The organism is Pseudomonas sp. PAMC25584 (assembly GCF_058135675.1).
On record NZ_CM176870.1, the window covers coordinates 5,274,114 to 5,297,710 of the forward strand.

Genomic DNA, 23,597 nt, shown 5'->3' on the forward strand with positions numbered 1-23,597 from the left:
GATGTGAAAAAACTGTTACCGCGGATATTTCGCGTAACAAAAGCCGGGGCTTACGGTAACGAAGCCCCGGCTTTTTTTTCGCCGCCAAAAAACCAAAAACCCCTCAACCCCCCGTTTTTGCTGGTCGGCACAAAAGTTGGCACGCACCCTGCTATATGCTTAGTACAAAAACAATAACAAGCTTTGTACAAGACAATAAAAATAAGACGAATCGACTCACGCACAATAAAAACAACACGGCGGAGGCGCAGCTAACTGATTCTTTTGGAGAGGCGTTGCATTTGGGGCTTGCCCCGCAACCAGGCAGAGAACAACAAAAACTGCCCTAAGGCAGAGCCTGAACTGGTTGGATCGTAGATCAGCAACACAGCAACCAAAGCAATCCGTTTGCTCTTGACTCCCGATTGGGAGTGCCATGAAGGTCACACTTCATGGCGAGGGCGATCAACAAAAACAAGAAGCCCGAAACCAATAATAAAAATAGAGCACGCAACTACTTCTGGGGGAGCTTCGGCTCCCCTTGTAGTTTCCGGTATTTAACGTTTTGAGGCTTATGGCGCAAGGCCTGCAGCTTGTTCCTACACCATCCCCCGACTAAATGCTAGAATCCCGGCCCATCATGCGGTCATTCTTTGTTATGGCCGAACATTCCTTCAAACAGTGCATCCCATGCTGAAGAAGTTGTTCCAGTCATTCCGTTCCCCCTTGCGTCGAACGCAACACAAACGCAGCACGCCTGAAGTGCTCAACAGCAGCCAACATTCGCTGCAACGCGCTCAGTTCAGCCGTTATGCAGTGAACATCGTCGAACGCTTGCAGAACGCCGGCTACCAGGCTTATCTGGTGGGCGGGTGTGTACGCGACATGTTGCTTAATATCACGCCCAAGGACTTCGACGTCGCCACCAGCGCCACGCCCGAGCAAGTGCGTGCCGAGTTTCGCAATGCGCGAATCATCGGCCGCCGCTTCAAGCTGGTGCATATTCACTTTGGCCGCGAAATCATCGAGGTCGCGACCTTCCGCGCCGGTCATCCGCAAAACGATGAGGAAGAGGACACCAATCAGTCTTCCCGAAACGAAAGCGGACGCATCCTGCGCGACAACGTCTACGGCACCTTGGAAGAAGACGCGCAGCGCCGCGACTTCACCATCAACGCCCTGTATTACGACCCGGTCAGTGAGCGCATCCTCGATTACGCCAACGGCGTACACGACATTCGCAACAACCTGATCCGCCTGATCGGAGACCCGGCGCAGCGCTACCAGGAAGACCCGGTACGCATGCTGCGGGCGGTGCGTTTCGCTGCGAAGCTGAACTTCGGTATCGAGCGACACACCGCTGCGCCGATTCGCGAACTGGCGCCGATGCTGCGGGAAATCCCCTCGGCGCGCCTGTTCGAAGAAGTGCTCAAGCTGTTTCTCTCGGGCTACGCCGCCGACACCTTCGAAATGCTCGTCGACCTGCAGTTGTTCGATCCATTGTTCCCGGCGAGTGCCGAAGCACTGGAATACAACCCGACGTATACCCACACCCTGATCAGCGAAGCGTTGATCAACACCGACCTGCGCATCAAGCAGAACAAACCGGTCACCCCGGCGTTCCTGTTTGCCGCCTTGTTGTGGCCGGCCTTGCCGAAACGCGTACTGCGCCTTCAGGATCGCGGCATGCCGCCGATCCCGGCCATGCAGGAAGCCGCTCACGAGCTGATCGCCGAGCAGTGCCAGCGCATCGCCATTCCGAAACGCTTCACCATACCGATCCGCGAGATCTGGGACATGCAGGAACGCCTGCCGCGTCGCAGCGGCAAGCGCGCCGACCTGTTGCTGGACAACCCGCGCTTCCGCGCCGGCTACGACTTCCTGCTGCTGCGTGAAAGCGCCGGCGAGCAGACCGACGGCCTGGGCGAATGGTGGACCGACTACCAGGACGCCAATGACAGCGAGCGCCGCGAGATGATTCGTGAGCTCGGCAGCAAAGGCGATGGCGTCGGCGAAGGCGTTGGCCCGAAAAAACGTCGTCGCAGCGGCAGCAAACGCAAGCGCAGCGCCGGCGATGCCTCGGGCGCCGCAGGCGAATAAACGTGGAACGCATCTACATCGGCATGGGCAGCAACCTGGCGGCCCCGGATCAACAATTGCGCAGCGCTATCGAAGCGTTGGCGCAATTGCCGGACACTACCGTCGCGGGGGTGTCGGCCTTCTATCAAAGCGACTCGCTGCTCCCCGGCCAACCGCGCTACACCAATGCGGTTGCGGCCCTGGACAGCAGCCTGGCGCCGCTGGAACTGCTCGATGCGCTGCAAGCCATCGAGAACGACCAAGGCCGCGAACGCCTTGAGCGTTGGGGCCCACGCACGCTCGACCTGGATATCCTGCTGTACGGCGACCGCCTGATCGACGAACCCCGCCTGCAAGTGCCGCACTACCAGATGCACCTGCGCGCCTTCGTGCTGTACCCGCTGGCCGAACTGGCGCCAGCCACCCTGCAATTGCCCGATGGCCAGCGCCTCAGCGACCTGCTGGCAGCCTGCCCGTTTGTCGGCCTGGAACGCATCGCTACTGCCTGACTCGCTGCCTGCCCCACCCTGCTGAATCGCATCAGTTACAGCGGTAACACCACCGCCGTAACAATGCGGTAACACATGCAATTGACTTCCCGTGCCCTCCTCACGACTATAGGCGTCCCGCTGCCGCCAACCGGCGCTAAAGGGCGCAATCCAGGCCTTATAAGCACTGCTATCAAGAAAGTGCGCCTGTATAAACGAAGACTCACGCGCGTTACTCGCTGTTTCCAAGCGCCTGAACGAGGACCCTTTTCATGCCAGACGTTACCCTGACCACCTTGCAGAGTCTCAAGCTCAAAGGTGAAAAAATCACCATGCTGACCTGCTATGACGCCACCTTCGCCCACGCCTGCTGCCAAGCCGGTGTCGAGGTGCTACTGGTGGGCGACTCCCTGGGCATGGTTCTTCAAGGGAATGACAGCACCCTGCCCGTCACCACGGATGAACTCGCCTACCATACCGCTAGCGTCAAGCGCGGTAACGACGGCGCGTTTATCATCGCCGACCTGCCATTCATGGGTTACGCCACCCTCGAACAAACCTTCCAGAACGCCGGCAAACTGATGCAGGCCGGGGCGCACATGGTCAAGCTGGAAGGCGCCGTCTGGCTCGCCGAGTCGATCCGCCTGCTGGCTGAACGTGGCGTGCCGGTGTGTGCGCACATGGGCCTGACGCCGCAGTCCGTGAATCTCCTCGGCGGCTATAAGGTCCAAGGCCGCAATGAAGCCCAGGCGCGCCAGATGCGTGCCGATGCCATTGCCCTGGAACAAGCCGGCGCGGCGATGATCGTGCTCGAATGCGTGCCCAGCGAACTGGCCGCAGAAATCACCCATGCGGTTAAAGTGCCCGTAATCGGCATTGGGGCCGGGTCGGCCACCGACGGCCAGGTCCTGGTGTTGCACGACATGCTCGGCCTGTCGATGACCGGCCGCGTGCCGAAGTTCGTGAAGAACTTCATGACCGGCCAAGACAGCATCCACGCCGCGTTGAGCGCATACGTTGCCGAAGTCAAAGGCGTGACCTTCCCTGGCGCCGAACACGGATTCTCTGCATGAACACCGTAAAAACCGTCCGCGAACTGCGGGCTGCCGTCGCCCATGCCCGCAACGCCGGCAAACGCATAGGCTTTGTGCCCACCATGGGCAACCTGCACAGCGGCCACGCGACCCTGGTGGCCAAGGCTGCCCAGCAGGCGGACTTCGTGGTGGCGAGCATCTTCGTCAACCCGCTGCAGTTTGGCGTCGGCGAAGACCTGGACACCTACCCGCGCACCCTCGCCGCCGACCAGGAAAAGCTCCTGCAAGCCGGCTGCAACCTGTTGTTCGCGCCGACCGTCGAGGAAATATACCCCGGCGGCATGACCGGCCAGACCCGCGTCAGCGTGCCGCAATTGTCCGAAGGCCTGTGCGGCGCCAGCCGTCCCGGGCACTTTGAAGGCGTGGCCACTGTGGTCAATAAGTTGTTCAACATGGTCCAGCCGGACATGGCCGTATTTGGCCAGAAGGACTACCAGCAACTGGCCGTGATTCGCGCCATGGTCCATGACCTGAACATGCCGATCCAGATCATCGGTGAACCGACCGTCCGCGCCGATGACGGCCTCGCGCTGTCATCACGCAACGGTTACCTCACCGCCGAGCAGCGGGCGATCGCGCCGGTGCTGTACCGCAGCCTGAGTCAGATGGCCGCCGCCATCAAACACGGTGACCGCGACTTCGCCAAACTGCGTGCCGAGCAGGTCCAGCAGATCGAGGCCGCCGGGATGCGCCTGGATTACCTCGAAGTGCGCCAAGGCGTCCACCTGCGTCCAGCCACGCCCGAGGATCGCGACGTAGTTATCCTGGTTGCGGCCTACCTGGGGGCGACACGCCTCATCGATAACCTGCACCTGAACCTCGACTGACCCCAGCCTGATGCGCCGGTATAAAAAAGTACCGGCCACAGCGCAGACAAAGCCAAGACATATCGACACGCTAGGTTTAATGTATTCGCCCAGCGCTATGGTTAGCGCTGTCTGGAACCCATTGTTTGATGAAACACTGGATGTTTCGGGCTTTGAAGTGTCCTAAAGGCAGTCCCCGTAATAAAAGGAAACCCGCAGCGATGGCGTACTACCGCACCCCTCATGACGTTACCGCTCTGCCGGCCTGGCAAGCGCTCAATCAACATCGCCAAGCCATGCAGGATTTCAGCATGCGCGACGCGTTCAATGCCAATCCTCAGCGTTTTTCCCAATTCACCTTGAGCAGCTGCGGGCTCTTCCTCGATTACTCGAAAAACCTGATCACCAGCGAAACCCGCGACCTGCTCGTGGGCCTGGCCAAGGAAGTCGACCTTAAAGCCGCGATCGACGCGCTGTATGCCGGCGAACCGGTGAACTCCTCCGAGGGGCGCCCTGCCCTGCACACCGCCCTGCGCCGCCCGGTGGGCGACAAGTTGTCGGTCAACGGCGTGAACATCATGCCGGACGTACACAAGGTGCTGAACCAGATCACCGACCTCGTGGGCCGCATCCACGACGGCCTGTGGCGTGGCTACAGCGAGAAGCCGATCACCGACGTGGTGAACATCGGCATCGGTGGCTCGTTCCTCGGCCCGGAGCTGGTCTCCGAAGCGCTGCTGTCCTACGCCCACAAAGGCGTGCGCTGCCACTACCTGGCGAATATCGACGGCAGTGAGTTCCACGAACTGACCATGAAACTGCGCGCCGAGACCACGCTATTCATCGTCTCGTCGAAATCCTTCAACACCCTCGAAACCCTGAAAAACGCCCAGGCCGCCCGCGCCTGGTACCTGGCCCAGGGTGGCTCGGAAGCCGAGCTGTATCGCCACTTCATCGCCGTATCGAGCAACAACGCGGCCGCCGTGGCCTTCGGTATTCGCGAAGAAAACATCTTCCCGATGTGGGACTGGGTCGGCGGCCGTTACTCGCTGTGGTCGGCTATCGGTTTGCCAATCGCCCTGGCCATCGGCATGTCGAACTTCAAGGAGCTGCTGTCCGGGGCCTACACCATGGACCAGCATTTCCAGAACACGCCGTTCGAACAGAACATGCCGGTGCTGCTTGGCCTGCTGGGTGTGTGGTACGGCAACTTCTGGGGCGCGCAGAGCCATGCGATCCTGCCCTACGACCACTACCTGCGTAACATCACCAAACACTTGCAACAGCTGGACATGGAATCCAACGGCAAGAGCGTGCGCCAGGACGGTACGCCAGTGTCCACCGATACCGGTCCGGTGATCTGGGGCGGCGTGGGCTGCAACGGTCAGCACGCGTACCACCAGTTGCTGCACCAGGGCACCCAACTGATCCCGGCTGACTTTATCGTGCCGATCGTCAGCTTCAACCCGGTGTCCGACCACCATCAGTGGCTGTACGCCAATTGCCTGTCCCAGAGCCAGGCACTGATGCTCGGCAAGACCCGCAGCGAAGCCGAAGCCGAACTGCGCGACAAGGGCCTGCCGGAAGCCGAAGTGCAAAAGCTGGCCCCGCACAAGGTGATCCCGGGCAACCGTCCGAGCAACACCCTGGTGGTCGAGCGCATCAGCCCGCGGCGCCTGGGCGCACTGGTCGCCATGTATGAGCACAAAGTGTTCGTGCAAAGCGTGATCTGGGGCATCAACGCCTTCGACCAATGGGGCGTGGAGCTGGGCAAGGAGCTGGGCAAAGGCGTTTACAACCGCCTGACCGGCGCCGAAGAAACCCCGGCCGACGATGCGTCGACCCAGGGCCTGATCAACTACTTCCGCGGTCGTCACCGCGGCTGACGTCGGTCACACAGGGCCGACGTCCATTTGGACGTCGGCCTTGAACCCTCCCCCTACTGGGTGCATCTTGATGACTTGTCGCAAAAACAAGAATAAGGATCGCTCATGTTCGATATCAGCACGTTTCCCATCGCCGATGCCGTTCGCCGGGCTGCGCAACTGAGTCAAGAGGACTACCAGCGCCTCTATCGCCAATCCATCGAACAGCCGGACACGTTTTGGGCTGAACAGGCCAAGCGCTTTCTCGATTGGATAACCCCCTGGCACACCGTCAATACCTCGGACATCAAGACCGGCGCCACCCAATGGTTTGCCGGCGGCCAATTGAACGTCAGCTACAACTGCATCGACCGTCACCTGGCGCAACGCGCCGATCAGCCAGCCTTCATCTGGGAGGGCGATGATCCGACCACGTCTTCCACCATCACCTACCGCCAACTGCACCAAAACGTCAGCCGCCTGGCCAATGTGCTGAAAAACCGTGGCGTGAAAAAGGGCGACCGGGTGTGTATCTACATGCCGATGATTCCTCAAGCGGCCTACGCCATGCTCGCCTGTACGCGGATTGGGGCAGTGCATTCAGTGGTGTTTGGTGGTTTCTCACCCGACGCCCTGCGCGACCGCATTCTCGACGCCGACTGCCGCACGGTGATCACCGCCGATGAAGGCGTGCGCGGCGGCAAGCCGGTGGCGTTGAAACAAAATGTCGACAAGGCCCTGGCCAGTTGCCCGAACGTCAGCACCGTACTGGTGGTGGCGCGTACCGGGGCGGCCGTGAACTGGAGCGACGGCCGCGACCTCAACTATCAACAGGCCGTGGATGCCGCCAGCGACGACTGCCCGCCCGAGCCGATGGACGCCGAAGACCCGCTGTTTATCCTCTACACCTCCGGCAGCACCGGCAAACCCAAGGGCGTGCTGCACACCACCGGCGGCTACCTGCTGCAAGCCGCGATGACCTTCAAATACGTGCTCGACTACCGCGATGGCGAAGTGTTCTGGTGTACCGCCGATGTGGGCTGGGTCACCGGCCATAGCTACATCGTGTACGGCCCGCTGGCTAACGGCGCCACGTCGCTGATATTCGAAGGCCTGCCCGTCTACCCGAGCAGCTCGCGCTTCTGGCAGGTCATCGACAAGCACCAAGTCAATATCTTCTACACCGCGCCCACGGCCCTGCGCGCGTTGATGCGCGAGGGTCACGCCCCGCTGGAAAACACCTCACGTGCCAGCCTGCGCCTGCTGGGCAGCGTCGGCGAGCCGATCAACCCGGAAGCCTGGGACTGGTACTTCAACGCCGTCGGCGAACAACGCTGCCCGATTGTCGATACCTGGTGGCAGACCGAAACCGGCGGCATCATGCTCAGCCCGCTGGTCAGTGCCCAGCGCATCAAGCCCGGCTGCGCGACCCAACCGATGTTCGGCGTACTGCCGGTGCTGCTCGATGAACACGGCAAGGAAATCAACGGCCCCGGCAGCGGCGTGCTGGCGATCAAATCCAGCTGGCCGGGGCAGATCCGCAGTGTCTATGGCGACCCGCAACGCATGATCGATACGTACTTCAAACCCTACCCCGGTTATTACTTTACCGGCGATGGCGCGCGGCGCGATGAAGACGGCGATTACTGGATCACCGGGCGCATTGACGATGTGATCAACGTCTCCGGCCACCGTATTGGCACCGCCGAGGTGGAAAGTGCCCTGGTGTTACATGACTGGGTGGCCGAAGCTGCGGTGGTGGGGTATCCCCATGACATCAAAGGCCAGGCCATCTATGCGTTCGTCACGCCGATGAATGGCGTGGAACCCAGCGATACGCTGAAAAAACACCTGCTCGAACTGGTCAGCAAGGAAATCGGCAGCTTTGCCAAACCGGAACTGATCCAATGGGCCCCGGCCTTGCCGAAAACCCGCTCGGGTAAGATCATGCGACGCATTTTGCGCAAGATCGCCTGCAACGAGTTGGACAGCCTCGGGGATACCTCCACCCTGGCCGACCCCAGCGTGGTCGCCGGCCTGATCAATAAACGCCTGAACCGATAGGAACCCGCGCGTCGCCATGGAATTTATCCGCAGCCGTATCGAAACCCAGTTGATGAGCCTCACCGGCTTGTCGCTGGGCCAGTTGGACCTGGAAAACCCCAAGGGCGACCCCGGCCTGTTCGGCCCGGACTCGGTCAGTTGGCAAGTGCATGGCGACTTCAGCAGCATGCTCATCGGCGGCATCAGCGCCTTGATGCTGCAAGCCTTGCACCCCTTGGCGCTGGCCGGCGTGTGGGACCATTCGAATTTTCGCCAGGACCTGCTCGGGCGCCTGCGCCGCACTTCGCAGTTCATCTCCGGCACCACCTTCGGCTCGCGCAAAGACGCCGAATGGCTGATCGAAAAAGTGCGCACCGTTCACCTCCAGGTCGTCGGGCATGCGCCGGACGGCCGCCCCTACGCGGCCAGCGACCCGGAGCTGCTGACCTGGGTGCATGTGGCGGAGGTCAGCAGCTTCCTCGCCGCTCACCTGCGTTATCGCAACCCACAGCTGTCGGGGCGCGACCAGGATCGTTACTACGACGAAATCGCGCTGGTCGCCGAACGCCTGGGCGCACGGAATGTGCCACGCTCACGCGAGGAAATTGCGGATTATCTGGCGTGTATTCGTCCGCAATTGTTGTGCGACGAGCGCAGCCGCGAAGTGCTGCGCCTGCTGCTCGATGCGCCGGCTCCCAGCACGCTGGCAAAACCCTTTGGCGCCCTGATGATGCAGGCCGGGATCGACCTGCTGCCGGACTGGGCGGGCGCGATGCTGGGGCAACACCCAAGCCTGTTGCAACGCCAGTTGGTGCGTGCCGGGGTCAAGCGCAGCGCACCGTTGCTGCGTTGGGCGATGCGCAATGGCTCGGTGCAGCGCGCACATCGGCGGATGGGGTTGATGTAGGCGGCGCTGCATAGCTGCTAAACTCCGCGCCCACATTTACCCAGCAAGGCGCGCTCCATGTCTCCCCTGAACCAGGCGCTGCGCGCCGCCCTCGATCATCGCCAAGACCTGATCAGCGAGCTGCATGCCCACGGCACCGACTGCTACCGGCTGTTCCATGGTAGCCAGGAAGGTGCAGGTGGCCTGACCATCGACCGCTATGGCCCGCAATTGCTGGTGCAGAGCTTCCACCAGGCGCTGGAAACCACCGACCTGCTGGAGCTGCATCAACTGATCAACCAGTACATGGGCCTGGAATTGCTGCTGGTGTACAACGATCGTTCCCGTGGCAACTCGCGGATCGACCGCGAAGACACGGTCTACCGCGCCACACCCGAGGCGCTGCAGGATCTGGTCGGCCACGAATGGGGCCTCAATTACCGCGTGCGTGGCCGCCATGCCGGGCAAGACCCGTTGCTGTTCCTCGACCTGCGCAACACTCGCGGCTGGGTCAAGGCACACAGTGCCGGCAAAAGCGTGCTGAACCTGTTTGCCTACACCTGTGGCGTGGGCCTGAGCGCTGCCGCCGGCGGTGCCCGTGAAGTGTGCAACCTGGATTTTGCCGAAGGCAACCTGGCGGTCGGGCGCGAAAACGGCTTGCTCAACCCGCAGCTGGTAAGCATGACGTTCGTGCAGTCCGATTATTTCCCGGCGATTCGCCAACTGGCCGGCCTGCCGATCACCCAGCGGCGCGGGCAGAAACTGCCGAGCTATCCCCGCCTGGAACCGCGTCAATATGACCTGGTGCTACTTGACCCGCCGGCTTGGGCCAAGAGCGCCTTTGGCACCGTCGACCTGTTACGCGACTATCAAAGCCTGCTCAAGCCGGCGCTGCTGGCAACCGCCGATGACGGCGTGCTGATCTGCTGCAATAACCTGGCAAAAGTGAGCATGGACGACTGGCGTGAGCAGGTTCTACGTTGCGCCGAGAAAGCCGGGCGTCCGGTACGCGACTGGCAAGTCATGCCACCTGGCGCCGACTTTCCGTCGCAAGACCAGCAACCACCGCTGAAGACTCTGATCCTGCAGTTATAGGAATTTTCTGAAAGGAGCTGGCTCTTCGGAACCGAAAACCCGTGCCATACTCCAAGGCACTCCTGTTCAACATAGATGGCGCCGCCCCATGCCCAAAGGATTGATCCGCGCCACTGGCGCCTTGTTGACTGTTGTTGCCCTGTACAGCTTGCTGGGCTTTTTGATTTTGCCCGGCATTGCCCTTCGCATAGCCAACCAACAGTTGGCCAACTACGCTACGGTGCCGGCGCGCATCGAGCGTATCGAGCTCAACCCGTTCAGTCTGGAACTGACGCTGTGGGGCCTTAAAATCGGCGAACCCGGCAAGGAACAAGTGGGTTTCGAGCGGCTGTACGCCAACCTGCAGCTCGACAGCCTGTGGACCCGCGCCCTGCACCTGGCCGATGTGCAACTCGACAAACCCAAGACCGAGTTGCTGTTCGACAAGTCCGGCCAGTTGAACCTGGCGCAGTTGTTCAAACTGCCGCCCAGCGAAGCGACCCCGACAGACCCCAACGCCAAGCCGTTCCCGCTGCGTATCGAGCGGATCAAGCTGGCGGGCGGCTATGTGCATTTCCAGGATCTGCGCCCCAGCGAGCCGATCGAGTTCCTCTACGACAAACTCGACTTCGAGCTGAAGAACCTCAGCACCCTGCCGGAAGACAATGCCAACATGACCCTGGTCGCCGCCGGCCCGGAAGGTGGGCAGATCGACTGGAAAGGTAACGTCAGCCTGGTGCCGATCACCTCCAAAGGCACCCTGAAAATCACCGACGGCAAGATGAAAGCCTGGTGGCCCTATGTGCGTGACGCACTGCCGTTGGTGCTCGAAAACGGTGTGCTCAACTTCAGCACGGACTACACGTTCAGCCTGGCCAAAGAGACCGAGCTGAACCTGACCAACACCGCCGCCAGCATCGCGCCATTCGCCATCAAGGCGCCGGATGGCCGGCCGCTGGTGCGCCTGGAGCGCCTGGACGTCAGCGAAACCACGATCGACCTGGCCAAGCAGCAGGTGGTGGTCGGCAAGATCCGCAGCAACAAGCTGGAAACCTGGGCCGCCCGCGAGGCCGATGGGCAACTGGACTGGCAGAAACTGTTCGCCAGCCAGCCGAGCAAGCCGGCCAAGGCGCCGGAACCGGCCAGCGCACCAGCGGCTGCCGACTCGCCAAAACCCGCTGTCGCAGCGCCCAGCAAACCGTGGCAAGTCCTGCTCAAGGATGTGCAACTGCGTAACTATCAGGTCCACCTGGCCGACCGCCAGGCCAAACCCGCCGTTGCTCTGGAACTGGGCCCGCTGAACGTCGATGTGCAGAACTTCGACAGCCTCAACGGCAACCCCTTTACCCTCAAGGTCGACACCGGCCTGGGCAAGCAAGGCAAGATCCAGGCAACCGGCGAGGTCAACCTCAGCCCGGTCAGCGCCAAGCTGAAAGTGAACACCCAGGATATCGACCTGCGGGTCGCGCAATCCTATATCAGCCCGTTCATACGCCTGGAGCTGCGTAGCGGCATGCTCGGCAGCAACCTCGACGTGAACCTGAAAAGCACCGATCCTCTGGCCCTGCAGATCACCGGCCGGGCGCAGGTCGATCAGTTGCACACCCTCGACACACTCAAGACCCGCGACTTCCTAAAATGGCAGCGCCTGGTGTTGGAAGGCGTGAACTATCAGCATGGCAACAGCCTGTCGATCGACAAGGTCAACCTGCTGCAGCCCTACGTGCGCTTCATGATCAACGATGATCGCACCACCAACGTCGACGACCTACTGATCCCACAGCCCGCCAACAGCGGCGCCAAGCCGGCGGCCAAGGCGGCTGCCAGTAACGAAAAACCTCTGGGCATTCATATCGGGCAGATTGCGATCAACGACGGTTCGGCGAACTTCGCCGACTTCAGCCTCACGCCCAACTTCGCCACCGCGATTCAACAGCTCAACGGGCAGATCGGCACCATTGACAGCCGCCAGGCCAAACCGGCCAGTGTCGACATCAAGGGCAAAGTGGATCGCTATGCACCGGTCACCATCAAAGGCAGCGTGAACCCGTTCGATCCGATGGCGGCGCTGGATATCGCCACCAGCTTCAAACGTGTCGAACTGACAACCCTGACGCCCTACTCGGGTAAATTCGCCGGTTTCCGTATTCGCAAGGGCCGCCTTAACCTCGACCTGCATTATGTGATCATCAAAGGCCAGTTGAAGGCCGAGAACAAAGTGGTGGTCGAGCAACTGCAACTGGGTGAGAAGGTCGACAGTGCCGATGCGGTAGACCTGCCGATTCGCCTCGCGATCGCTCTGCTCAAGGACTCTGACGGCAAGATCTCGATTGAGCTGCCCGTCAGCGGCGACTTGAATAACCCGCAATTCAGCGTGATGCCGATCGTGTGGCAGACATTGCGCAACCTGGTGGTGCGCGCAGCAACGGCGCCCTTCAAGTTTATCGGTGGGCTGGTGACCGGCGGCGGTTCGGAAGACCTCGGCAATGTCTCGTTCGCAGCAGGCTCCAGCGAACTGAACAAAGACGCCGAGGGCGCCCTGAACACCCTGGCCAACGCCCTCAAGGAGCGCCCGACCCTGCGCCTGGAAATCGAAGGCACCGCGGCTGCCGACAGTGACGGCAAGTTCCTGGCAGAGCAGCGCCTGGAGCGTGAATACCAGTACAACTACTACAAGATGCTGCAGCGCCGTGGGGACAAGGTTCCGGCCCAGGCTTCCTTGCTGCAAGTACCGGAAAAGGAAAAAGCCCCGTTGCTCGAGGGTATCTACCGCACCCGCCTGAAGCAACAACCACCGGCGGAATGGAAAAACCTGAGCGACGATGAGCGCACGGCCAAACTGAAGGACGGCGTGATCACGTTCTGGAGTGGCAGCGACGTGCTGCTGCGCCAGCTCGGTCAGGACCGCGCGAGCACCATCAAGGACTACCTCGTGGACAAAGGGCAGTTGGAAGATGATCGGGTGTACTTCATCGATGCCAAACTTGGCCAGGCCGAGAAGGATGGCCGGGTGATAACGCCGATGCATCTGGACGCTGAGTAACCCCCCAATCGTCATACACCGACGAAATGCAGAATAGAACAGGCCCCGACACATGTGCCGGGGCCTGTAATGACCACATCCCTATGGTCGGTCGCATGAACCCGTGAGGTGCATTGAGTGGATATCTAACTCACTCGTTGCCGCCGACGCCTAGTTCAGACGATAGGTTGGGCGTTACTCTGCTTTCAGGCCATCGGCCGATACAGCTTTCACGCCTTTGATTTTCTTGGTGATGTTCACCGCAGTAGTTTTCTGCGCTTCAGTCACTGCGACGGAAGAAGACAGGGAAACTACACCCTTGTTGGTTTCGACTTTGATGTCGGTACCAGGAATACCTTTCTCGGTGACCAAGTCAGCCTTCACTTTGGTGGTGATCCAAGTGTCCGAAGTGGCTTCCTTGGATTTGTCGATGTTGTCAGCTTTTACCGCACCGCCAGCCAGCAAGCCGTCAGCGGACACCGCAGTGACACCCTTGATACGCTTGGTGATGGCTACGGCGGTGGCTTTCTGCGAGTCGGAGATGGCAACGGTCGAAGACAGGGAAACCACACCTTTGTTGGTCTCAACCTTGATGTCCGAACCTGGGATGCCCTTTTCGGTCAGCAGGTCAGCTTTGACTTTGGTGGTGATCCAAGTGTCCGAGGTGGACTCTTTGGCTTTGGTCATTTCGCCAGCAGCCAGTGTCATAGGCGCCTGAGAGGTTTGAGCGAAGGCAACGTTGGCCATGGCCAGGGTCAAAGCGGTAGCAGTTGCGGTAGCGAGAGCGAACTTCTTCATACGAGTAACTCCTGTTTTATTAAAAGTCTGCAGTGTGTGTACCTTGATGCTGCAGCGTTAACAGGAATATTGCAGGCACTGTGCCAAGTCGAATCATAAAAATAAAACCTTTAAAAACAACACGTTAAGAATTTAGCCAGTTTTCGCATTCGTGCAATTTGCATGAAGCGGATCGTGCCTGCATGCAAGTTGCGGTTTTTGGATGTGATTAAGCGCCTGATTTTTCGGCATTTTCCTGCGCGCATAAAAAAAGGACTCCGAAGAGTCCTTTTTCAGCGTGAAGCCTGCGGGTATTTAAACGCCCGAAGCCTTGGCTGCTGCCACGTCTTTGATGGACAGCTTGATGCGGCCGCGGTTGTCCACGTCCAGTACCAGCACTTCCACTTCCTGGCCTTCTTTTAGAATGTCGGTCACTTTCTCAACACGAGCGTCGCTCAGCATGGAGATGTGAACCAGACCGTCTTTGCCTGGCAGGATGTTGACGAATGCGCCGAAATCGACGATGCGCTCAACTTTACCGACGTAGATCTTGCCAATCTCGGCTTCGGCAGTGATGCCCAGAACGCGCTGACGCGCAGCTTCTGCAGCTTCCTTGGTTTCGCCGAAGATCTTGATCGAGCCGTCGTCTTCGATGTCGATCGAAGCCTTGGTTTCTTCACAGATCGCACGAATAGTCGCGCCGCCTTTACCGATAACATCACGGATTTTGTCGGTGTCGATTTTCATCGCGATCATGGTCGGAGCATTTTCCGACAGCTCGGTACGGGACTGACCAATGATCTGGTTCATCTGACCGAGGATGTTCAGGCGCGCTTCCAGGGCTTGGCCCAGAGCGATTTCCATGATCTCTTCGGTGATGCCCTTGATCTTGATGTCCATCTGCAGCGCGGTCACACCTTTGGCGGTACCGGCTACCTTGAAGTCCATGTCGCCCAGGTGATCTTCGTCGCCCAGGATGTCGGTCAGGATGGCGAACTTCTCGCCTTCTTTAACCAGGCCCATGGCGATACCGGCAACCGGTGCCTTCATTGGCACACCGGCGTCCATCAGTGCCAGGGAAGCACCGCAGACCGAAGCCATGGAGCTGGAACCGTTGGACTCGGTGATTTCCGACACAACACGGATGGTGTACGGGAACACGTCTGCGGCAGGCAGCATGGCCGCAATCGAACGACGGGCCAGACGGCCATGACCGATTTCACGACGACCAGCACCACCCATGCGACCACACTCGCCCACCGAGAACGGAGGGAAGTTGTAGTGCAGCATGAACGGGTCTTTTTTCTCGCCTTCCAGGGTGTCCAGCAGTTGTGCGTCACGGGCAGTACCCAGCGTCGCGACTACCAGAGCCTGGGTTTCACCACGGGTGAACAGCGCCGAACCGTGAGTCTTCGGCAGAACGCCGACTTCGATGTTCAGCGGACGCACGGTGCGAGTGTCGCGACCGTCGATACGTGGCTTGCCGTTCACGATGTTTTCGCGAACGGTGCGGTATTCGATTTCACCGAAAGCCGCTTTGACGTCGCTGGAAGAAGGCTGGCCTTCTTCACCGGACAGCTTGGCCACAACCTGATCCTTCAACTCGCCCAGGCGAGCGTAACGGTCGGCCTTGACGGTGATGGTGTAGGCCTGGGAGATCGCTTCGCCGAATTCGGAGCGGATAGCGCCCAGCAGTTCAGTCGCTTCGGCTTGTGGAGCCCACGCCCAAGTTGGCTTGGCAGCTTCGGCAGCGAGTTCTTTAACAGCGTTGATCACAACCTGGAACTCGTCGTGAGCAAACAGTACAGCGCCCAGCATCTGGTCTTCGGTCAGCTCTTTGGCTTCCGATTCAACCATCAATACGGCTTCCGAGGTACCGGCAACGACCATGTCCAGGCTCGAGGCTTTTTGCTGCTCGTAAGTCGGGTTCAGCAGGTAGCCGGTGCTTTCGTGGAAAGCAACGCGCGCGGCGCCGATCGGGCCATCGAAAGGAATACCAGAGATGGCCAGGGCAGCCGAGGTACCGATCATCGCAGCGATGTCCGGATCGGTCTTTTTGCTGGTGGAAACGACGGTGCAGACAACCTGCACTTCGTTCATGAAGCCTTCTGGGAACAGCGGACGGATCGGACGGTCGATCAGTCGGGAAGTCAGGGTTTCTTTCTCGGAAGGACGGCCTTCGCGCTTGAAGAAACCGCCAGGGATCTTACCGGCAGCGTAAGTCTTTTCCTGGTAGTGAACGGACAGAGGGAAGAAGCCCTTGCTTGGGTCCGCGTGCTTGGCGCCAACAACGGTCACCAGTACGGTAACGTCGTCGTCAACGGTAACCAGCACTGCGCCGGAGGCTTGACGGGCGATACGGCCTGTCTCGAGGGTAACGGTCGACTGACCGAACTGAAATTTTTTGATAACCGGGTTCACGGTGTCCTACCTTCTTTGTGGCTCTTGGGGAACTTGTCTTCTTGCGAAATTCTTGGGCAATGTCGGGAATCGGCCCAACCCTTGTCCAGGGGTAAAACGTGTATCCAGATAAAACTTGAGGCTGGAAGCCTGCCATGGGCCAGCGGGAATCCCACTGACACACGACAAACAACCAACCTCTAGCGCAATCGCTTATTAGCGACGCAGACCCAGGCGACCGATCAGAGCCTGATAACGACCCAGATCCTTGCCTTTCAGGTAGTCCAGCAGCTTGCGGCGCTGGTTTACCATGCGGATCAGACCACGACGGGAGTGGTGATCTTTACCGTTGGCCTTGAAGTGACCTTGCAGCTTGTTGATGTTGTGAGTCAGCAGTGCAACTTGCACTTCTGGCGAACCAGTGTCACCAACAGCTTGCTGATAGTCAGCTACGATTTGTGCTTTTTCTTGAACGTCGAGAGCCATGAGGCAATCCTTTTTTCAGGAAACCACCCAAAGGGCAGTTTCAACAGGCCAGGGACAAATCCCTGTATCTAAAAATGAGTAGTGACCGTGCCTGCTAACAGCCACCCTCGTTCCAGTTTGCGTAAAAGCTACTGCGCTTTTACCACAAACAGGTTCCGGTCATTCTGACCGAATCAGTCGACGTGGCGCGATGCGCCCGTCTTCGCTCACTTCACCGATACCGATAAAGCGACCGTTATGATCCTGTACCCGCACCATGCCGAATTTCGGGGCGTCCGGGGCACGTACCGGCTGGCCGTTGAGCCAGTAGAACGCGCTGTGCTCCGAAAAGTGCAGCAATGGCCAATCGAGTAAACCGCTGTCCGATGGCATCAGAAAGCGATCAACCGCTTCATTGCCGCCTTCGGCGTGTACCGCTTCCAGCTCTTCCAGCGTAACCGTCTGCGCCAGACTGAAAGGGCCGGCCTGGGTGCGTCGCAGTTGTGCAACATACGCGCCGCAACCGAGCGTTTCACCAATATCTTCCACCAGGGTACGGATATAGGTGCCTTTGCTACAGTCCACGGCCAGGCGTGCGGTGTCGCCTTCACAGGCGAGCAATTCCAAGCGCGCAATAGTAACAGAACGCGGTTCGCGCTCCACTACTTCGCCCGCACGTGCCAGCTTGTAAAGTGGCTGCCCATCCCGCTTGAGCGCCGAGTACATCGGCGGTATCTGGCTGATTTTCCCACGAAAAGCGGGCAAAGCAGCCTCGATATCAGCACGACCAACGGTCACGTCACGAACCTGCAAAACATCACCTTCGGCATCGGCCGTGGTGGTGGTCTTGCCCAGTTGCATCAGGGTTTCGTAACCCTTGTCGGAATCGAGCAGGTATTGCGAGAACTTGGTGGCCTCGCCAAAGCACAACGGCAACACGCCGGTGGCCAGCGGGTCGAGGCTGCCGGTGTGCCCGGCCTTCTCGGCATTGAGCAGCCAACGGACTTTCTGCAACGCCGCATTGGAGGTAAAGCCAATGGGTTTATCGAGCAGAATGATGCCGCTGACGTTGCGACGGATACGTTTGACCTGAGCCACCGCTTACTCCTTGGCGTCTTCAGGTGTGGACGGGTGCTGATTATCCTCAGCCACGGCGCGCTCGATCAGTGCCGACAGGTGCGCACCACGCACGACGCTTTCGTCGTAGTGGAAGTGCAACTGAGGCACGCTGCGCAGCTTCATTTCGCGGGCCAACTGCATGCGCAGGAAACCTGCGGCCGAGTTGAGCACCTTGATGCTTTGCGCAATTTCTTCGCTGCTGTCCTCACCCATCACGGTGATGAAGATTTTGGCGTGACCCACGTCACGGCTCACGTCAACGGCGGTGATGGTGACCAGGCCAACACGGGGGTCTTTGACTTCGCGACGGATCAGTTGGGCCAGCTCGCGCTGCATCTGATCGCCGATACGCTGGGTACGGCTGTATTCTTTTGCCATGTCTTGTTACCTGTTACTGCCACACGGTGAAACCCGTGGGGTCTGAAAGCGGCAAACGCCCGGCCTGACAAAAGCCAGACCGGGCGTTGCGTTTAGAGTCCGAACGTTGAGCGGGGCATTTGCATGCCCACACGCGGCGTGGCTCCTGAAGTGCGCGAGTTAGAGGCTGCGAGCAACCTGAACCTTCTCGTAAACTTCGATCTTGTCGCCAGGCTTGACGTCGTTGTAGCTCTTGACGCCGATACCGCATTCCATGCCGGCACGTACTTCGGAAGCGTCATCCTTGAAGCGGCGCAGGGATTCCAGCTCGCCTTCGAAGATAACGATGTCTTCACGCAGTACACGGATTGGACGGTTACGGTGCACAACACCTTCGATAACCATGCAACCGGCGATCGCGCCGAATTTCGGCGAGCGGAACACGTCACGCACCTCGGCGATACCCAGGATATTCTCCCGAACGTCGCTGCCAAGCATGCCGGTAAGGGCTTTCTTGACGTCTTCGATGATGTCGTAGATGACGTTGTAGTAACGCATGTCCAGGCCTTCCTGCTCGACGATCTTGCGAGCGCCAGCATCGGCACGCACGTTGAAGCCGAACAGTACAGCGTTGGAAGCCAGTGCCAGGTTAGCGTCGGACTCGGTGATACCACCGACACCGCCACCGACGACACGCACTTGCACTTCGTCGTTACCCAGGCCGTTCAAGGCGCCGTTCAACGCTTCGAGGGAACCACGAACGTCAGATTTGAGGACGATGTTGAGCGTCTTCTTCTCTGCCTGGCCCATGTTCTCGAAGATGTTTTCCAGCTTGCCGGCGTGAGCGCGAGCCAGTTTGACTTCGCGGAACTTGCCTTGACGGAACAGAGCCACTTCACGGGCTTTCTTCTCGTCCGACAGCACGCTCATCTCGTCGCCAGCGTCCGGGGTACCGTCCAGGCCGAGGATCTCGACAGGGATGGAAGGACCCGCTTCCTTGATTTGCTTGCCGTTCTCGTCGAGCATGGCACGTACACGGCCGTAGTTCGAACCGACCAGCACCATGTCGCCTTGACGCAGGGTGCCGTCTTGAACCAGAACGGTTGCAACCGGGCCACGACCTTTGTCGAGACGCGACTCAACCACAACACCGCGACCTGGGGCCGATGGCGTTGCTTTCAGTTCGAGTACTTCAGCTTGCAGCAAGACCGCTTCGAGCAGCTCGTCCACGCCAGTACCGACTTTCGCCGAAACCGAAACGAACGGCGTATCACCGCCCCACTCTTCAGACGTCACGCCGTGAACCGACAGTTCGCTACGGATGCGATCGAGATCGGCGCCCGGCTTGTCGATTTTGTTCACTGCCACAACCAGTGGAACACCAGCGGCCTTGGCGTGCTGGACAGCTTCAATGGTCTGCGGCATTACGCCGTCGTCCGCTGCAACCACCAGGATCACGATGTCAGTCGCCTTGGCACCACGGGCACGCATTGCGGTAAACGCGGCGTGACCTGGGGTGTCGAGGAAGGTGACCATGCCGCGATCGGTTTCAACGTGGTACGCGCCGATGTGCTGGGTGATACCGCCGGCTTCGCCTGCAGCTACCTTGGCACGACGGATGTAGTCGAGCAGCGATGTCTTACCATGGTCAACGTGGCCCATTACGGTCACAACTGGCGCACGGGAGAACGTCTCACCTTCAAACTTCAGGGACTCGGCCAGGGAATCTTCCAGGGCGGTGTCGCTGACCAGGGTCACTTTGTGGCCCAGTTCTTCGGCTACCAGTTGAGCAGTTTCCTGATCAAGCACCTGGTTGATGGTCGCGGGAGTACCCAGTTTGAACATGAACTTGATGATTTCTGCAGCCTTGACCGACATCTGATTGGCGAGATCGCCAACTGTGATGGTCTCGCCGATCTGCACATCACGCACGACAGGGCCGGTTGGGCTCTGGAAACCGTGGGCGTTGCGTTTTTTCAGCTTGGCCTTGCCGCGACCACCACGACGAAAGCTATCGCTTTCTTCGTCGGTAGTACGTGGCGCAACGCGTGGAGCAGGCGCTTTCTCTTTGACCGAGGCGCGATGCGGAGCGTTTTTGCGCTCGCCATCACCGCCGCCACCGCGACGACTATTATCGTCGGCACGTGGTTTGTCCGGACGACGAGGTTCGTCACGCTTGCGGGCGTCAGCAGCAGGTGCTGGTGCAGCGGCAACCGGAGTGGCCTCACGCACAGCTTCTACAGGCGCAGCAGGAGCCGCGACCGCTTCAGTACCAGCAGGTTGCGCAGCAGTAGGCTGGCGACGCGCTTCTTCTTCGGCGCGACGCTTGGTTTCTTCTTCAGCCTTCTGACGAGCAGCATTATCTACTGAGCGGCGTTCTTCCAGATCGCGTTTGCGCTCGGCTTCGATTTCTTCCGGGCTGCGCTGTACGAAGACTTTCTTCTTGCGTACTTCAACGCTGATGCTCTTGCTACCAGCAACACGCAGGGTGCTGGTGGTTTTGCGCTGCAATGTAATCTTGCGCGGTTCTTCCACTTTCGCCTTGTGGCTGCTCTTCAAGTGAGTCAGCAAAGACTGCTTCTCACTATCGCTCACACCTTCATCGGCGGCGGTGTGCGGCAGACCTGCCTCACGCATCTGCTGCAACAGGCGCTCTACCGGTGTTTTGACCTCATCGGCCAGTTGTTTCACCGTGACTTGCGTCATGCACTTCTCTCCTCAGGCCGCGCCTAATTACTCGAACCAATGGGCTCGGGCGGCCATGATCAACTTGCCGGCACGATCATCGTCAATGCCGTCGATGTCGAGCAGATCGTCAATAGACTGCTCGGCCAGGTCTTCGCGGGTAATTACGCCGCGCACCGCCAGTTCCATCGCCAAATCCTTGTCCATACCCTCAAGCGAGAGCAGGTCTTCGGCCGGATGGGCGTCTGCCAGCTTTTCCTCAGTAGCGATGGCTTTAGTCAACAAACGATCCTTGGCCCGAGCGCGAAGCTCGTTGACGGTGTCTTCGTCAAAGCCATCGATGTTGAGCATTTCTTCCAACGGTACGTAGGCAATCTCTTCCAGGCTGGTGAAGCCTTCATCTACCAGCACCTGCGCCAGGTCTTCGTCGACTTCCAACTCGTCGATGAAGTTGCGCAGGATGTCACCGGTTTCAGCTTGCTGCTTAGCCTGGATGTCCGATTCGGTCATCACGTTCAGGGTCCAGCCGGTCAGTTGGCTGGCCAGACGCACGTTCTGACCTCCACGACCAATGGCCTGAGCCAGATTGTCAGCGCCAACGGCGATGTCCATTGCATGGGCATCTTCGTCAACGATAATTGCCGCCACTTCAGCCGGCGACATGGCGTTGATCACGAACTGCGCCGGGTTATCGTCCCACAGGACGATATCCACACGCTCACCGCCCAACTCGCCCGACACTGCCTGGACGCGCGAGCCGCGCATACCAATGCAAGCGCCCTGCGGGTCGATGCGTTTGTCCTTGGAGCGGACCGCGATCTTGGCGCGCGAACCCGGGTCGCGGGCCGCAGCCATGACTTCGATCAGGCCTTCGGCGATTTCCGGCACTTCGATACGGAACAGCTCGATCAGCATTTCCGGCGCGGTACGCGACAGGATCAACTGAGGGCCGCGGTTCTCGGTGCGGATTTCCTTGAGCAACGCACGCAGACGCACGCCGACACGGAAAGTTTCGCGAGAGATGATGTCTTCGCGGGCCAGCAACGCTTCGGCGTTGTTGCCCAGGTCGACGATCACGTTGTCGCGGGTGACTTTTTTCACGGTGCCGGAGATGATTTCCCCCAGACGCTCGCGATAGGCGTCAACGACTTGAGCACGCTCAGCTTCGCGAACCTTCTGCACAATGACTTGCTTGGCAGTTTGCGCAGCAATACGGCCGAACTCGATCGATTCGATCTTTTCTTCGACAACATCACCGACATTGGCGCCAGGGTGCGTTTCAGCAACCTTGCTCGGCCAGGTTTCGATGGCCGGATCATCAAGATCGGCTTCTTCAACAACCGTCCAGCGACGGAAAGTCTCGTAGGCACCGGTGTGGCGATTGATTTCCACACGCAGATCAACTTCGTCTTCAAAACGCTTTTTGGTAGCAGTGGCCAGGGCCAGCTCCAGCGCCTCAAAAATCACGTTTGCCGGTACGCCCTTTTCATTGGATACCGACTCAACAACCAGCAGTACTTCTTTGCTCATCGTACGCCTCGCCTTTCGCAAGCCATTGGATCCGCGGGATCCGCGTCTCAGTCAAAACTGGGAATAATGTTGGCCTTGTCGATCATATCGATCGGCAACAGGAACTCATGGTCTTCTACTTGCACCACGACATCCTGCTCTTCTACACCGCGCAGAAGGCCCTGAAAATTGCGCCGCCCTTCAAAGGGCGATCGCAGCTTGATTTTCACTTGTCCACCGGCAAATTTTGCAAACTGCTCGAGAGTGAACAGTGGGCGTTCCATGCCTGGCGAGGAAACTTCGAGGGTGTACTCAACAGCGATTGGATCTTCAACATCCAGAACACCACTGATCTGACGGCTGACAATGGCACAATCGTCCACCAGCACGCCGCCCTCTTTATCAATATAAACGCGCAACATTGAGTGGCGACCTTGAGCCGAAAACTCAATACCCCAGCATTCATAGCCCAGGGCCACGACCACCGGGGCCAGCAAGGCCTGCAACTCTTCTAGCTTGCTCGACACCTGAACCCCCTCGTGCATGTATGTGCATGCTGTGCAAAATAAAAAAATGGGCGAAACGCCCATCCTTGAAACGCCGTCGAATAGCGGCGTTGAAAGTGTCCAGCTAACAAAAAGCCCCTTAATAAGGGGCTCCGCTAAAACTGGTTGCGGGGGCCGGATTTGAACCGACGACCTTCGGGTTATGAGCCCGACGAGCTACCAGACTGCTCCACCCCGCGACAAAGCTGGGGCGGAAGTATACGACCGATCCCTTACAGGGTCAATGTAACCTTCCACCTACAAGAAAGCCCGCAACAGCGGGCTCTCCTGATAATTGGTACCGAGAAGGGGACTCGAACCCCTACACCCTATGGGCACAACCACCTCAAGGTTGCGTGTCTACCAATTCCACCACCTCGGCAATACAGCGTTTACAACCCTTC

The 23,597-nt window shown here is 59.3% G+C and carries 17 protein-coding genes and 2 tRNA genes; 9 read left to right on the forward strand and 10 right to left on the reverse strand.

Annotation, left to right across the window (positions count from 1 at the left end; translation table 11 throughout):
* Positions 1 to 669 precede the first annotated feature (669 nt).
* The 9 genes from ACS5Q8_RS24630 (at position 670) to ACS5Q8_RS24670 (ending at position 13,357) form a co-directional block, all read left to right on the forward strand.
* The gene (locus ACS5Q8_RS24630) at positions 670 to 2,079 is read left to right on the forward strand and encodes a polynucleotide adenylyltransferase PcnB (protein ID WP_276194918.1); all 1,410 of its coding nucleotides are present in this window, start codon (positions 670 to 672) and stop codon (positions 2,077 to 2,079) included.
* A gap of 2 nt (positions 2,080 to 2,081) precedes the next feature.
* On the forward strand, positions 2,082 to 2,567 hold the full coding sequence (gene folK, locus ACS5Q8_RS24635; protein ID WP_443695080.1) for a 2-amino-4-hydroxy-6-hydroxymethyldihydropteridine diphosphokinase: 486 nt from the start codon (positions 2,082 to 2,084) through the stop codon (positions 2,565 to 2,567).
* Positions 2,568 to 2,818: 251 nt separating this feature from the next.
* Positions 2,819 to 3,619, forward strand: coding sequence for a 3-methyl-2-oxobutanoate hydroxymethyltransferase (gene panB / locus ACS5Q8_RS24640; protein WP_276194920.1), 801 nt, complete (start codon positions 2,819 to 2,821; stop codon positions 3,617 to 3,619).
* Positions 3,616 to 4,467, forward strand: a complete 852-nt coding sequence (gene panC / locus ACS5Q8_RS24645; protein WP_465159530.1) for a pantoate--beta-alanine ligase — start codon at positions 3,616 to 3,618, stop codon at positions 4,465 to 4,467. The genes panB and panC overlap by 4 nt, the downstream gene beginning before the upstream one ends.
* Before the next feature lie 200 nt (positions 4,468 to 4,667).
* On the forward strand, positions 4,668 to 6,332 hold the full coding sequence (gene pgi, locus ACS5Q8_RS24650) for a glucose-6-phosphate isomerase (RefSeq protein ID WP_276194922.1): 1,665 nt from the start codon (positions 4,668 to 4,670) through the stop codon (positions 6,330 to 6,332).
* A 105-nt stretch (positions 6,333 to 6,437) separates the two neighbouring features.
* Positions 6,438 to 8,375, forward strand: a complete 1,938-nt coding sequence (acs, locus tag ACS5Q8_RS24655; RefSeq protein WP_465159531.1) for an acetate--CoA ligase — start codon at positions 6,438 to 6,440, stop codon at positions 8,373 to 8,375.
* 16 nt (positions 8,376 to 8,391) lie between these two features.
* On the forward strand, positions 8,392 to 9,261 hold the full coding sequence (locus tag ACS5Q8_RS24660; RefSeq protein WP_276194924.1) for an oxygenase MpaB family protein: 870 nt from the start codon (positions 8,392 to 8,394) through the stop codon (positions 9,259 to 9,261).
* Between the two features lie 57 nt (positions 9,262 to 9,318).
* A complete protein-coding gene (locus tag ACS5Q8_RS24665) occupies positions 9,319 to 10,335 on the forward strand; it encodes a class I SAM-dependent rRNA methyltransferase (protein WP_276194925.1) in 1,017 nt (338 codons plus the stop codon).
* An 88-nt stretch (positions 10,336 to 10,423) separates the two neighbouring features.
* Entirely contained in the window at positions 10,424 to 13,357 is a 2,934-nt protein-coding gene (locus tag ACS5Q8_RS24670; protein WP_276194926.1) for a DUF748 domain-containing protein, read from the forward strand.
* A 174-nt stretch (positions 13,358 to 13,531) separates the two neighbouring features.
* Here the strand turns inward: ACS5Q8_RS24670 and ACS5Q8_RS24675 are convergent, their stop codons facing one another.
* From ACS5Q8_RS24675 to ACS5Q8_RS24720, 10 genes are all read right to left on the reverse strand, one after another.
* Positions 13,532 to 14,134: a BON domain-containing protein gene (locus tag ACS5Q8_RS24675; RefSeq protein ID WP_247395697.1), complete on the reverse strand. Its 603-nt coding sequence runs from the start codon at positions 14,132 to 14,134 to the stop codon at positions 13,532 to 13,534.
* 294 nt (positions 14,135 to 14,428) lie between these two features.
* The gene (gene pnp, locus ACS5Q8_RS24680) at positions 14,429 to 16,534 is read right to left on the reverse strand and encodes a polyribonucleotide nucleotidyltransferase (RefSeq protein WP_247395696.1); all 2,106 of its coding nucleotides are present in this window, start codon (positions 16,532 to 16,534) and stop codon (positions 14,429 to 14,431) included.
* Between the two features lie 195 nt (positions 16,535 to 16,729).
* Positions 16,730 to 16,999, reverse strand: a complete 270-nt coding sequence (gene rpsO / locus ACS5Q8_RS24685; protein ID WP_003176135.1) for a 30S ribosomal protein S15 — start codon at positions 16,997 to 16,999, stop codon at positions 16,730 to 16,732.
* A gap of 159 nt (positions 17,000 to 17,158) precedes the next feature.
* Positions 17,159 to 18,076, reverse strand: a complete 918-nt coding sequence (gene truB, locus ACS5Q8_RS24690; protein WP_247395695.1) for a tRNA pseudouridine(55) synthase TruB — start codon at positions 18,074 to 18,076, stop codon at positions 17,159 to 17,161.
* Between the two features lie 3 nt (positions 18,077 to 18,079).
* Complete coding sequence (rbfA, locus tag ACS5Q8_RS24695; RefSeq protein WP_247395694.1) at positions 18,080 to 18,475, reverse strand: 30S ribosome-binding factor RbfA; 396 nt, start codon at positions 18,473 to 18,475, stop codon at positions 18,080 to 18,082.
* Between the two features lie 159 nt (positions 18,476 to 18,634).
* Positions 18,635 to 21,160 carry a translation initiation factor IF-2 gene (gene infB, locus ACS5Q8_RS24700; protein WP_276194927.1) on the reverse strand — a complete coding sequence of 842 codons (2,526 nt, stop codon included), beginning with the start codon at positions 21,158 to 21,160 and terminating at the stop codon, positions 18,635 to 18,637.
* Between the two features lie 27 nt (positions 21,161 to 21,187).
* Positions 21,188 to 22,669, reverse strand: coding sequence for a transcription termination factor NusA (gene nusA, locus ACS5Q8_RS24705; protein ID WP_253399163.1), 1,482 nt, complete (start codon positions 22,667 to 22,669; stop codon positions 21,188 to 21,190).
* 47 nt (positions 22,670 to 22,716) lie between these two features.
* On the reverse strand, positions 22,717 to 23,175 hold the full coding sequence (rimP, locus tag ACS5Q8_RS24710; protein WP_026140087.1) for a ribosome maturation factor RimP: 459 nt from the start codon (positions 23,173 to 23,175) through the stop codon (positions 22,717 to 22,719).
* A gap of 141 nt (positions 23,176 to 23,316) precedes the next feature.
* Positions 23,317 to 23,393, reverse strand: a tRNA-Met gene (locus ACS5Q8_RS24715).
* 96 nt (positions 23,394 to 23,489) lie between these two features.
* Positions 23,490 to 23,575, reverse strand: a tRNA-Leu gene (locus tag ACS5Q8_RS24720).
* Positions 23,576 to 23,597 lie beyond the last annotated feature (22 nt).